Source organism: Streptomyces sp. NPDC086549 (genome assembly GCF_044746205.1).
GTDB lineage: Bacteria > Actinomycetota > Actinomycetes > Streptomycetales > Streptomycetaceae > Streptomyces.
Genome location: NZ_JBIVBS010000004.1, coordinates 13,401 through 25,726 on the forward strand (window position 1 = coordinate 13,401; position 12,326 = coordinate 25,726).

General features: G+C 70.5%; 12 protein-coding genes. 7 read left to right on the top strand and 5 right to left on the bottom strand.

Features of this window, described 5'->3' with window-relative positions; all coding sequences use genetic code 11:
* Positions 1-211: 211 nt before the first annotated feature.
* Positions 212-814, bottom strand: a complete 603-nt coding sequence (locus tag ACIPSA_RS14830; RefSeq protein ID WP_402633845.1) for a TetR/AcrR family transcriptional regulator — start codon at positions 812-814, stop codon at positions 212-214.
* 89 nt (positions 815-903) lie between these two features.
* On the opposite strand from ACIPSA_RS14830, the gene ACIPSA_RS14835 reads away from it, so the two are divergent.
* Together ACIPSA_RS14835 and ACIPSA_RS14840 are read left to right on the top strand one after the other, a co-directional pair.
* On the top strand, positions 904-1,830 hold the full coding sequence (locus tag ACIPSA_RS14835; RefSeq protein WP_402633847.1) for an oxidoreductase: 927 nt from the start codon (positions 904-906) through the stop codon (positions 1,828-1,830).
* A 74-nt stretch (positions 1,831-1,904) separates the two neighbouring features.
* The gene (locus ACIPSA_RS14840) at positions 1,905-2,618 is read left to right on the top strand and encodes an SDR family oxidoreductase (RefSeq protein WP_402633850.1); all 714 of its coding nucleotides are present in this window, start codon (positions 1,905-1,907) and stop codon (positions 2,616-2,618) included.
* 21 nt (positions 2,619-2,639) lie between these two features.
* Here the strand turns inward: ACIPSA_RS14840 and ACIPSA_RS14845 are convergent, their stop codons facing one another.
* From ACIPSA_RS14845 to ACIPSA_RS14855, 3 genes are read right to left on the bottom strand one after another with little or no spacing between them, the layout of a single operon-like run.
* A complete protein-coding gene (locus ACIPSA_RS14845) occupies positions 2,640-2,882 on the bottom strand; it encodes a DUF397 domain-containing protein (protein WP_402633852.1) in 243 nt (80 codons plus the stop codon).
* Positions 2,875-3,066 carry a DUF397 domain-containing protein gene (locus ACIPSA_RS14850; protein ID WP_402633854.1) on the bottom strand — a complete coding sequence of 64 codons (192 nt, stop codon included), beginning with the start codon at positions 3,064-3,066 and terminating at the stop codon, positions 2,875-2,877. The genes ACIPSA_RS14845 and ACIPSA_RS14850 overlap by 8 nt, the downstream gene beginning before the upstream one ends.
* A 9-nt stretch (positions 3,067-3,075) precedes the next feature.
* On the bottom strand, positions 3,076-3,930 hold the full coding sequence (locus ACIPSA_RS14855) for a helix-turn-helix domain-containing protein (RefSeq protein ID WP_402633857.1): 855 nt from the start codon (positions 3,928-3,930) through the stop codon (positions 3,076-3,078).
* Between the two features lie 192 nt (positions 3,931-4,122).
* Here ACIPSA_RS14855 and ACIPSA_RS14860 point away from each other — a divergent pair, with 192 nt between their 5' ends.
* The 5 genes from ACIPSA_RS14860 (at position 4,123) to ACIPSA_RS14880 (ending at position 10,639) form a co-directional block, all read left to right on the top strand.
* Positions 4,123-4,527 (top strand): ATP-binding protein, encoded by a 405-nt coding sequence (locus ACIPSA_RS14860; RefSeq protein WP_402633860.1) that lies wholly within the window; start codon positions 4,123-4,125, stop codon positions 4,525-4,527.
* 84 nt (positions 4,528-4,611) lie between these two features.
* The gene (locus ACIPSA_RS14865; protein WP_402633862.1) at positions 4,612-5,388 is read left to right on the top strand and encodes a trypsin-like serine peptidase; all 777 of its coding nucleotides are present in this window, start codon (positions 4,612-4,614) and stop codon (positions 5,386-5,388) included.
* 1,587 nt (positions 5,389-6,975) lie between these two features.
* Positions 6,976-8,646: a serine/threonine-protein kinase gene (locus tag ACIPSA_RS14870; protein ID WP_402633865.1), complete on the top strand. Its 1,671-nt coding sequence runs from the start codon at positions 6,976-6,978 to the stop codon at positions 8,644-8,646.
* A gap of 56 nt (positions 8,647-8,702) precedes the next feature.
* Complete coding sequence (locus ACIPSA_RS14875; RefSeq protein ID WP_402633867.1) at positions 8,703-9,704, top strand: NlpC/P60 family protein; 1,002 nt, start codon at positions 8,703-8,705, stop codon at positions 9,702-9,704.
* Positions 9,705-9,928: 224 nt separating this feature from the next.
* Entirely contained in the window at positions 9,929-10,639 is a 711-nt protein-coding gene (locus ACIPSA_RS14880) for a phosphatase PAP2 family protein (RefSeq protein ID WP_402633870.1), read from the top strand.
* A 55-nt stretch (positions 10,640-10,694) separates the two neighbouring features.
* Here ACIPSA_RS14880 and ACIPSA_RS14885 read toward each other — a convergent pair whose 3' ends face one another.
* Positions 10,695-12,278, bottom strand: coding sequence for an FAD-binding oxidoreductase (locus tag ACIPSA_RS14885; RefSeq protein WP_402633873.1), 1,584 nt, complete (start codon positions 12,276-12,278; stop codon positions 10,695-10,697).
* Positions 12,279-12,326 lie beyond the last annotated feature (48 nt).

The following is a 12,326-nucleotide window of genomic DNA, read 5'->3' on the forward strand; positions in this document are numbered from 1 at the left end:
CCGGTCGTTGGCGGCCGGATGGTTCCGGGGTGGGGGCGGCTTGACCCGGCGCACAGTCCGGACATAGCCCGGACACAGCCCTGACCGGCCGCGTTCTGCGGCTCAGCAGGGCTTGAGGGCAGGCTCGGTGGGGCCTGAGGCCCGGCTCTGTAGGGCCTGAGGCCCGGCTCTGCGTGCTTGAGGGTCGGCTCTGCGTGCCTGAGGCCCGGGCTCAGCGGGGCCTGAGGCCGTGCAGCAGATGGTGCACGTGCTCGTCCAGGCCGGCCAGGACCTGCTGCGCCGGGATCGATTCGTTGGCGGCGAAGGTGGCGAGTCCGTGCATGCTCGCGGCCGCGACGAGGGTGATGCGCTCCGGGTCGCCCGCGACGATCTCCCCCCGCGCCTGCGCGTCCGCGATCAGCCGCATGAAGGACCCGACGGAGCGGTCCACCTCGGCGGCGAGCTGCGCGGAGGCCTCGGGATCGTGCTTGCGCGTGAACATCAGCTCCAGCAGCGCGGCGTTCTCGACGGCGAATCCGACGTACGCCTTCGCCAGCGCGGTCAGTCGCGGCTCCAGTGGGAGCGCGGGTTCGTCCGCGGACTCCAGCGCCCCGGCCAGCCGCTCGTACCCGGCCAGAGCCAGGGCGTCGAGCAGCGCCTGCTTGTCCTTGAAGTGCCGGCCCGGGGCGGCGTGGCTCACCCCGATCTCGCGGGCCAGCTCGCGCAGGGACAGCGCGCCGGCGCCCCGGTCGCGCAGGGTGCGCTCGGCGGCCTCGAGGAGGGCGGCGCGCAGGTCTCCGTGGTGGTAGGGGCGGCTCTCGGGCATGCGGGCCATCGTATCGGCATGTAGGCGACAACATCATTGTTGTCGGCGTCACCATTGTTGTCATTGACAGCATTGTAGGCGCTGCCTACATTGAAGGCATGGCTGACAACAAGGACGCGCTCAAGGCGCGCACATGGAACGCGACCCGCCTCCCCGACCTCTCCGGTCACACGGCCGTCATCACCGGCGCCAACAGCGGCATCGGTTTCGCCGCCGCCGACGCGCTGGCCCGCGCGGGCGCCCACGTGGTGTTCGCCGTACGCGACCTCGGACGCGGCCGGGCCGCCGCCGCGAAGGTGACCGGCAGCACGGAGGTGCGGCACCTGGACCTGGCGGACCTCGCCTCCGTACGGGAGTTCGCCGAGGCATGGCGGGGCCCGATCGACCTGCTGATCAACAACGCGGGCGTGATGATGCTCCCGGAGCAGCGGACCAAGGACGGCTTCGAGATGCAGTTCGGCACGAACCACCTCGGCCACTTCGCCCTGACGAACCTGCTGCTGCCCCACGTCAGGGACCGGGTGGTGACGGTCTCCTCCGGCGCTCACCGCATGGGCGACCGCAGGATCAGCTTCGACGACACCAACCTCACGGGCCGCTACACCCCGCAGCGCGCCTACTCCCAGTCCAAGCTGGCGAACCTCCTGTTCACCCTGGAGCTCCAGCGCCGTCTGACCGCGTCCGGCTCACCCGTCCGCGCCCTCGCGGCCCACCCCGGCTGGGCGGCCACCAATCTGCAGAGCCACACAGCGAACCCGGTCGCCCGCGCCGTCATGGCTGTCGGCAACCGGATCCTGGCCCAGGACGACAAGGGGGGCGCCCTCCCCACCCTCTACGCGGCGAGCCAGGACCTCCCCGGCGCCAGCTACGTCGGCCCGGACGGCCTGGGCGAGATGCGGGGCGCGCCGACCCTGGTGGGCCGCATCCCGGCGGCGAGCGATACCGCGGCGGCGCGACGGCTGTGGACGCTGTCCGAGGATCTGACGGGGGTCAGGTGGGGCCTCAAGATCGCCGAGGCGGTGTGACAGGGGCGGCCGGACCGGGGTGACCGGGCGGCGGTTACCGTGAGCGGGATCAACCGTTTCAGGGAGGTGGCCGGATGTGCGGCTGTGCCGCGGACTTCGCACTCGGCGGTCGTACGGCCCTGGTCACCGGCGCGGTAGGCGGCCTGGGTCTGGAGATGGCCCGCGGACTGGCCCAGGCCGGCGCCCGCGTGATCCTCAACGGGTCCGACCCCGCCTCCCTCGACGCCGTGACCGCGCGGCTGCGGGACGACGGCGTCGACGCGCTGGCCGCCGCCTTCGACGTCACCGACCGCCAGGCCGCCCACGAGGCGGTGAACGCCCTCGGCGACATCGACGTCCTGGTCAACAACGTGGGCCACCGCGACGACCACCTGACCTCGGCGTACGCCCTGAGCCAGACCGTCGCCCGGGGCCTGTCCGAGCGCGGCACCCCCGGCCGCATCATCAACGTCTCCTCGGCCGTCGGCCGGCTCGGCCGCACCGGTGACGTCGCCTACGCCACCGCGAAGGCCGGCCTGGACGGCCTGACCCGCGCCCTCGCCGCCGACCTCGGTCCCAGCGGTACGACGGTCAACTCGGTGGCACCGGGCACGTTCGCGACGGACGTCAACGCCGGGTCGGCGGACGACCCCGAGTGGGGCCGCTGGCTGCACACCCGCACCGCCCTCGGCCGCTGGGGCCGTCCGGCCGAGATAGCGGGCATCGTCGTCTTCCTGGCGAGCGACGCGGCGTCCTTCATCACCGGGCAGACCATCGCGGTCGACGGCGGGATGACGACGACGTTCTGAGCGGGGCTCCCGCCGCTCCGGTCAGGAGTCCTCGAAGCCCTCCACGAAGTGGTCGAACTCCCCTGCCTGTACGCCGAGCACGAAGGCGTCCCATTTGCGGCGGTTGGTGGTGACCACGTTGTCCGGGTCGCTGGTCTCGCGGATGTAGACGGGGGCCTCCCCGTCGTCCCCCTCGCCGAAGGCGATCTCGATCCAGGGCCCGGGACCGGTGGCATCGGGCGGGGCTGCGCGCTCCCAGGTGAGGCCGGAGGGGATTTCAGGCATGGGGGGACTCCGTCCTGAGGGTGCGGAGGAGGGCGGCGAAGGCGGTGGGGGTGGTGGTGAGTATGGAATTCGTGGGGTCGGCGCTTTCGGTTATGCGCATCGATTCGGGGGTTGTGGCGACGTGGATGCAGGACTCGCCTTCGCCGCAGAAGGACGACCTCTGCCAACCGGGGGTGGTGATCATGTCTGCCTCTCAGAGGGACTGGACGATGCTGTGGATGAGAGCTCGTGACTCCACCTCGATCAGGCTGAGAGCCGTGAGGCGGTCGAGCACTGTGCGGTACTTGTCGAGCTGGGCCCCGGCGTCCAGCAGGGCGATGCCGTGCGACTGGTCGAGCTGGACGGTGTCGAGCTGCGGCACGGTCCCGTGGACGTAGTAGATGGGCTGTCCCGCTCCGGGGTAACCGCCCGCGTCGAACGGGATGACATGGACGGAGATGTTGGGGTGTTCGCTCATCTTGAGCAGGTGATTCAGCTGGCGCCTGGCCACATCGCGTCCGCCGAACCGCATGCGCAGGGCGGCTTCGTGGATGATCGCGCGATATGGGACCGGGGCGCGGTTCTGGAACAGCACGGCCTGGCGCTTGATGCGGAACGAGGTACGGTGCTCCACCTCGGGCGGTGACAGCTCGGGCACGACCTGGCGGAACACCTCACGGGCGTGATCCAGGGTCTGGAGCAGGCCGGGGATGCCCGACGTGTGGGCGGTGCGCAGCGCGGTGCCGTGGTGTTCCAGCTCGGCCAGATCCAGCAGCCCCGACGGCAGGATGTCCCGGTACTCCTCCCACCAGCCGCGCTTGCGATCGCCGGTCATCCCGGCGATCGCTTCGACGAGCGCCTTGTCCGGGCAGTCGTACTGACAGGCCAGTGTGCGTACGCGGTCCGCGCTCACCGCGAGGCGCCCTGTCTCCATGTTGCTGACCTGTGCCTGCTTGATGCCGAGGAGCCGAGCTGCCTCCGTCGATGTCAGGCCGGCCCGCTCGCGCAGTCTGCGCAGCTCGGCCCCGAAGCGGAGTTGTCGCGCCGTCGGATTGGTCCTCACGGGCATGCCCGTCGCTCCTCCGTGCTGACTGTCACCCACACAGGTGGATCCCAGTAAGTATTGCTCCGAGTGGGATGAAGAATATATGCCACGCGGCTACTTTGAGTTCGGCGCCGCATCCCCCAGAAGCGCACCGTCCGACGGGACGGCAGGCCACTGGGACGCTGACCAACTCCCCACAGTGATCGGAGAATTCCGATGCCCACCGTAGCCCCACCCTGGACGTACACCCTCCAACTCCCCCACGATCCACGCGCACCGGGGATCGCCCGAGCGACCCTCCGTACGGTCCTCGCCGCCCACGACCTCTCCGCCCTCACTCCCACCGCCGAACTCGTAGCCGCCGAACTCCTCACCAACGCCCACCTCCACACCGCCGGCCCCTACGCCCTCCGCCTCCTCTCGGCGGAACCGGGTGGCCTCCGGGTCGCGGTCTGGGACACCGACCCCCGGGTCCCGCCCGGCTTCACCGCGGACGCGGAACCCGTACCGCCGGACGACGCCGAAGGCGGACGCGGACTGCACCTTGTGCGGGCCTGCGCCGACTCCTGGGGCGTGGGAGCGGCGAAGGGCGGAAAGCTGCTGTGGGCCGAATGCCGGTAGCGGAGGCGCAGTCGAACGGTTCCTAGAAAAATCTCAGTGATGTCGAGGAGTGATTCTCACCTTCATGGGACAGAGTGAGGCCTGATGAAGCGCAGCTCACGCATCTCAGGTACCCCGCGACCCGTGCTGCTCGGTGGCGCGATGGTGTTGCTGGCCGCCACCTCGGCCTCCGTCGCCGCGGCAGACGACGGGCCGGGCCCGCTCGGGGTCACCGCCGTGGCCGTCGCCACCGCGCACAGCGTGCGGGTCGGGGCGCTGTTCAGCGCGGACAAGGCCGACGACCTCACCGGGAACCACTTCTGCAGCGCATCCGTCGTGCACAGCCCGCAGGGGAACCTCATCGTGACCGCGGCGCACTGTGTGGACACGGACGACGACTCCGATCTGGTGTTCGTGCCGGGGTATCGGGACGGGCAGGCGCCGTACGGGGTGTGGAAGGTGGGGATACGGTTCCTTCCTGACGGTTGGTCCAACGGGCAGCACGAGGACAGCGACATCGCCTTCGCTTACGTGGACGAACTGGACGGGAAGCAGATCGAGGACGTCGTGGGTGGCAACCACTTCGCCACGGGGGTGGCGACCGGGGCCACGGCCGTGACCGTCACCGGCTATCCCGACTCCCACGAGGTTCCCATCAGCTGCACCAACAAGCCGTCGGCCCACAGCAGTACGCAGCAGCGGATCGACTGCCCCGGCTTCAGCGGCGGGACCAGCGGCAGCCCGTGGGTGAACGGGGACCACGAGGTCGTGGGTGTGCTCGGCGGGCACGAGCAGGGCGGGGACACGGACGACACCTCGTACAGCGTGGTACTGGGGGCGGAGGCGGCCGAGCTGTACAGGGATGCGGTGGGCGAGCCCTGACGAGGTGGGCTGCCCTTCCGCCTGTCGGAGGCGTGACCGTGGGGCCGCCCGCTTCTTTGCCAGTGTCGTGCTTCCGCGCCCCGAGTAAAGGGCGCTCCCTCCGGTCGCGTCGCCTGCGGCGATGGCCCTGCGGGCCACCCTTGACTCGGGCCGCTCCAGCCCGGGCGAGAAGCGAGCGGGCGGCCGGAAGAAAGTGGCCGGCTTGGGTGGGCCGGGCCCTGGGGTGGGCTGCGTTCCGGGCCGGGGTGGAGGGGGCGCGGTCGCGCCTCGCCTGCACGCCGGGTGGGCTAAGCGGCGATCGGTTGGTGGGTGGGGCGCGGCCGCGTCTCGCCTGCACGCCGGGTGGGTTTGGCGGCTTGCGGTTGGTGGTGGGTGGGGGGCGCGGGAGCGGGGTGGCGGCACGTCAGGTGGGCTTGGCGGCTTGCGGCCGGTGGGTGGCGGGGGCGGCGCATGGGCGCCTCGCCTGCACGCCGGGCCGGTTAGCGGCTTGCGGATGGCGGGTGGGTGGGGCGCGTCGGCCGGGTGGTGGCACGCCGGGTGGGTTTGGCGGTTTGCGGGTTTGCGGGCGGTGGTCGGTGCCTGGGGGAAGGGAAGGGAGAGGAAGGGGGCGCGGCCCTGGGTCCGGACGCAATGCCTCGCCGGTCACATCGGCCGCACCAATCTCCCTGCGGGAGTCGGGAGTCGGGAGTCGGGAGCCGGACCAGGGCGGCACCCCGCCAGTCACATGGGCCACACAGGCCACGCCCTCTGAGGCAATTGGCCGATTTGGGCCCACCTGACCCCCAAAAGACCAGGTCGCACGGCTCCCGGGTGTCCCAAAGCGTCCAATTACCCCTCTCGCCCCCGCCCGTCGGCCAGCCAACGGGGGAAACAGAGCCACAGCCCCTCCACCCACCGCCGCTCCCGCCCTGCGCCCCGTCCATCACCCGCGTGTCGCCAAACCGACCGGCGTGCCCCCACTCCGCGTCCGCCCCCCCCGGGCCGTCAGTCGCCGAGCTCTCCCGGCGTGCCGCGACCGAGCCGCCGCGCTGCCCCACTCCCCACTCCCCACTCCCCACCACCCGCAAGCCGCTAAGCCGACCCGGCGTGCCGCCACCCCGCTGCCGCGCCCCACCAACCACCCGCCGCAAGCCGCTAAACCGGCCCGGCGTGCAGGCCAGGCGCGACTGCGCCCACCCACCACCCGCAGGCCGCCAAGCCCACCCGGCGTGCCGCCACCCCGCTGTCGCGCCCCATCCACCAGCCGATCGCCGCTTAGCCCACCCGGCGTGCTGGCGAGGCGCGGTCGCGTACCGCCGACTCCGGCCCCGGACGCAGCCGACCGTTGCCCGCAAACCCCGGCTGGGCCCCCGTCCTTCCGGGCCGCTCGCTCGCTTCTAACCCGTGCTGGAGCGAGGCGTGTCAAGGGTGGCCCGGAGGGCCATCGCCGAAGGCGACGCGGAGCGACAGCGGAGCGCCCTTTACTCGCCTCGCGGAAGCACGACACTGGCAAAGAAGCGGGCGGCCCCTACGGCCACTTGAAGCAGACTGCTGAGCAACACCGGCTGCCAGCCCCAGCGAACTGCTCTCTATGGCATGGTCAGTTCAGTGGACGCACTCAAACCTCAGGACCCTGCGCACATAGGCACGCACACGCTGCTCGCACGGCTCGGTGCGGGCGGGATGGGGCAGGTCTACCTCGGGCGCTCACCCGGTGGGCGGCTCGTCGCCGTCAAGGTGATCCGGGATGAGATCACCGATCATCCGGAGGCGTTGGCGCGGTTCCGGCGTGAGGTGGCGACTGCGCGGGCGGTGCGGAGTGCGTACACCGCCAACCTCATTGACGCCTCGTTGGACGCGGCGCCGTATTGGCTGGCCACCGAGTATGTCGCTGGGCCGACCCTCAGCAAGGCCGTCGCGGGGCGGGGGCCGCTGCCGGCCGACACATGTCGGGGGCTCTTCGCCGCGCTCGCGGAGGGGCTTGCGGCGGTGCATGCGCACGGCGTCACGCACCGGGACCTCAAGCCGCAGAACGTGATCCTCGCGGGACAAGGGCCACAGCTCATCGATTTCGGGATCGCCCGGGGCGCGGGGCAGACCGCGCTCACCGAGGCCCGGGTCGCACCCGGCACGCCCGGCTTCACGGCTCCCGAGGTGCTGCTGCGCAACGAGGTCGGGCCCGCGGCGGACGTGTTTGCCCTGGGTGCCACCCTTGGGTACGCGGCGACCGGACGACCGCCCTTCGGCGTGGGCGATCCCGCCGGTGTCAGTTACCGCGCCGTGCACGAGTCCATCGACCTTGCGGGCGTGGAGCCGGAATTGGCGGCCCTCATCGAGGCCTGCGTGGCCAAGGACCCGGCCGCCCGGCTCGGCCTCGCCGAGGTGATCGCCCGGTGCGGGGTGCGCACCGCGCTCGTGGAGGATCCGTTCTACCGGGAACTCGGAGCACTGGGCGAAGCCGTGCCGCAGATTCCTTCGCCGCGGCCGGTGAGCCTGCACGACCTGCCGACGGCAGGGCCGGTACCGTACGGCGCCTACGCCTACACACCCACGCAGGCCACCCTGCCCGCCCGGCGGCGTGGTGCGCCCTGGGTGATCGCGGTGGCGGCGGGCGCCGTGGTGGGGATCGGGGTCGCCACGGCCTTCGTCCTGACGGACCAGGGGAAGGAGGAGGGCGGTCAAGGCTCCGATGCGGGCGGCAGCGGGACGCCGAGAAGCTCGTCGCACGCCTCGAAGGGCTCCGGGTCCGCGAAGGGGGAACCCACCTATGCGGCGGACAAGCTCGACCGGACCCTGTGGCACTCGAACACCGGAACGTGCCAGCTGCCCGTCGAGGAGCATGCCACCGCCGGGTTCCAGATAGGACTCTCCGACCCCGACGATCCGTCCCACCAGCCGGGATCCCGCTCTTTCGGCAACAGGCTCAAGATCGAGTTCCGCGACAAGTACGCCACTGGGAAGCACGAGCCGTACTACATGACCGTCAGTGTGAAGCCGCCCCACGACATCGACCCCGACACCGGGAAGCCCGTCGCCGGTCTGCTCAGCGACAACGCGAACGTGGGATACCTGAGCAAGCCCATCGACATGTACGGCTCCGATCCGACCGCCTGGAAGTCCGTCACCTATCCGGACGACTTCCAGTCCTGGGTCAACGGGAAGGTGTTCCGCTCCATCCCGCTCACCAATGACCCTGGGGACTGGACCGTCGAGTGGCATCACATCCGCACGCCCGACGACTACACGAGCGTCATGTGCGACGGCTTCACTGTGAAATGACGCCACTCTCGGCCGAAATAGCCTTGAACGGCGCCTGCATGGGGGAGGGTTGAGTCGTGCGGAAGGTATGGGTGGCCGGTGGGGCGGCAGTCGGGCTCGGACTGAGTTTCGTCATGCTGCTCGTCATCGGCGTGTACGTCGTCGCCGGGAACCTCGTCAACGGCGTCGGCAACGGAAGCGTCGGGCTTGCCAAGGGGGCGGTGCCGGCCGCCTACAAGACGCTCGTTCAGAGATGGGGCAACCTCTGCTCCGCCCTGAACCCCGCAATGCTCGCGGCTCAGTTGTACCAGGAGAGCGGCTGGGACCCGAGGGTCGTCAGCCAGGCCGACGCGCGCGGCATCGCCCAGTTCATCCCCAGCACCTGGGCGACGCACGGCATCGACGGCAACGGCGACGGCAAGCGCGACATCTGGGATCCGAATGACGCGATTCCATCGGCCGCGTCGTACGACTGTGAGCTCGCGAAGTACGTCAAGGACGTGCCCGGAGACACCTCGAACAACATGCTCGCCGCCTACAACGCGGGTGCGTACCGCGTCATAAAGGCGGGCGGGGTTCCGGCCATCCGTGAGACCCAGAACTACGTGAAGACGATCCGCACCCTGGAGAAGAGCTTCGCCGCGCCCGCGAGTCGGGTCGATCCCTCCGAGCAGGCCGCCGGTGCCATCTACTTCGCGCAGAAGAAGCTCGGCACCCCGTACCTCTGGGGTGGCAACGGTACCGCTGACCAGGGTGGACGCTTCGACTGCTCGGGGTTGACCAAGGCCGCGTACGAGAGTGTCGGGGTCACGCTTCCCCGGGTTGCGAACGATCAGTACAACGCCGGGCCGCATCCGTCCCGGGACCAACTGCTCCCCGGCGATCTGGTGTTCTTCTCGGACGACCTCACCGACTCCCGGGCCATCCGGCACGTGGGTATCTACGTGGGCGGCGGTTATATGATCGACGCGCCGAGAACGAACGCGGTGATCCGGTTCGACCCGATCGACACCCCGGACTACTTCGGCGCCACCCGCGTCACCGAAGATGGCGCGAAAGCGCTCCCCACAACAGTGTGAACCGCGTGTGAACCCAGCCCCTGAGCTGCGGCGATGAGTCTCTCTTCGATAACGTCTGCGTGATCATTCGGTGGAGTGTGGAACGTATCAACGGGGATCGTGCGTTCCTGTTGTCGTAGCCGAGCGAACGTCAGCACAGACGAGGCGGATCTACAGACCACGGGGGTGGCAGGAGCGGCGCACGCCAGGTGCGTCCGGAACAACGACGAAGGGGCCGCAGCACGATGGCTGTACTCGCCGAATCCGGATCGAACCCCGACGTCGACCTGCTCTACGACATCAACGGACTGGCCAAGGACGCCCCGCGCTGGTTCGACCGCGTCATGGAGTTCGTGGGCGAGTACGGCCTGCTGCTCGCCATGGTGCTGCTCGTGGTGTGGTGCTGGTGGTCCGTGCGGCGCCGGGCCGTCAGCGGGGACGATGCCCCGTCGACCGTCGCGGCGCTCGTGTGGGCTCCGCTCGCGGCCGCCATCGCCGTGCTCGTCAACGTGCCCATCCGCGGGTTCGTCCAGCGGCCCCGGCCCATCCATGATCACCAGGGGCTTGAGGTCCTGGTCACCGGCAAGACCGACTACTCCTTCGTGAGTGACCACGCGACGATCACCATGGCCCTCGGGGTCGGGCTGTTCATCGCCAACCGGAGGTTCGGGATCGCGGGGATCGGGCTGGCGTTGTTCGAGGGCTTCTGCCGGGTGTACATGGGCGTGCACTACCCGACCGACGTCGTCGGCGGGTTCGCGCTCGGCACGGCCGTCGTGCTGCTGCTGTCGCCGCTGGCCATGGCCCTGCTCACGCCGGTGATGAAGGCGGTCGAGGGGTCGCCCCGGGCCGGGTGGCTGATCCGGCGCCGGTCCTCCGCCGGTGCCGACGGCGACGCGCTGGTCCCGGGATCCCGGACGCCGGTGGCGTCCGAGGAGCGGGACCTCGCGGCCTGACCACGTAAGAGAGATAGGGAAAAGAGAAAGACGACGGCTGCAGCCCTCGCGGGTACTACAGCCCCTGCGGGTAGCTGAAGAAGTGGTTCGGGTCGTACTTCGTCTTGATCTGCTTCAGGCGCGTCGCCGCGTCCCCGTAGTACGCCGTCCGCCAGTCCTTCAGCGTCGGGTCCGTGTAGTTCTGGTACGCCGCTCCGGAGGCGTACGGCTTCATCGCGTCGTGGGCCGTCGCCAGCCAGGCCTGGGCCGCGCTGCCCGAGGTGCCCGCCCGCCAGGAGGTGTAGTACTGGGCCAGCATGCGGGAGCGGCGGTGGACGAAGGCCGTCGCCGTGGGGGAGACCCGGTTGACCGCGCCGCCGAGGGCCGTGAGGGCGATGCTGCCCGAGCCGCCCTGGACCGTCTGCATCTGCCTCAGGAGTGTCTGGATGCCGGCCGCCGAGAGCGAGCGGTCGAAGAAGTCCGAGCGGGCCGCGTACGTCTCCCTGCCCAGCGCGCCCTGCGGGGAGCGGCCGGGGGTCGAGCCCGGCAGGTGGCACTGGGCCTGTGAGGAGAAGGAGGAGCAGCCCGCGTACATCTCCATCGCCTCCTCGTAGCCCCGGCGGCGCAGCGACACGCTCCTCGCGTCCGCGCCGACCAGGTGCGCCAGGCGGTCCACGGCGTTCTGGAGCTCGCCGTAGGTACCCAGGGAGAACGCGGACACCGAGACTGTGGGGGTGCCGCCCGCGGAGTTGTCCACGTGCAGGGCGGACCAGATCTCGTCGGGCTGGCCCGGGCCCCACTCCTGCCAGGCCTTGATCACCGCCGCCGCCTTCGCCCACGGCCAGGTGAGGTAGCCGGTGACGGCCTGCGGCGCGGGGTGGGTGTTGAACTGCAGCTCGGTGACGACGCCGAAGTTTCCGTTGCCGGCGCCGCGCAGGGCCCAGAAGAGGTCCTTGTTCGTGGTGGCGTTCGCGGTGAGCTGCTTGCCGTCCGCCGTGATCAGGGTGGCCTGGGTCAGGCTGTCGCAGGTCAGGCCGTAGGCGCGGGAGACGACTCCGTGGCCGCCGCCGAGGACCAGGCCGGAGACGCCGACCGTGGGGCAGGAGCCGGCCGGGATGGTCACGCCCTTCGCGGTGAGCCCGCGGTAGACGTCGATCAGCTTGGAGCCGGCGCCGACGACCGCCTGGCCGCCGCTCACGCGTATGCGGTTCAGCTTGGAGACGTCGACTATCAGGCGGCCGTTGCCGGAGGACCAGCCGGCGTAGGAGTGGCCGCCGTTGCGTATCGCCACGTGGATGCCGTGGGCGCGCGCGTAGTCCAGCGTCGTACGGATGTCGTCCGCGTGGGAGACGTAGGCGACCGCCGCGGGCTTCAGGCCGTCGAAGCGGGTGTTGTAGAGCTGGTGGGCGGTCGTCCAGGAGGCGTCTGAGGGGCGCACCAGGGGGCCGTCCAGCTCGCGGGCGAGGGCGGCCCAGTTGGCGGCGGCGGCCGCGTTGGTCGTCTTCAGTGGCGTGCGGGAGGTTGTGGACTTAGCAGACGAATCGGATACATTGGCCGTGCCAGCCGAGGAACCGCCGGTCGAGCCGTTCCCGCTGCACCCCGCAACCGCGGCCGCTGCTATCGCGGCCGCGCCGCTTGAGATGAACGTACGCCGTTCCATACCCGTGCCTTTCGTCGGCTTTCCTGGTACGAGACGAAGCCGTGGGAC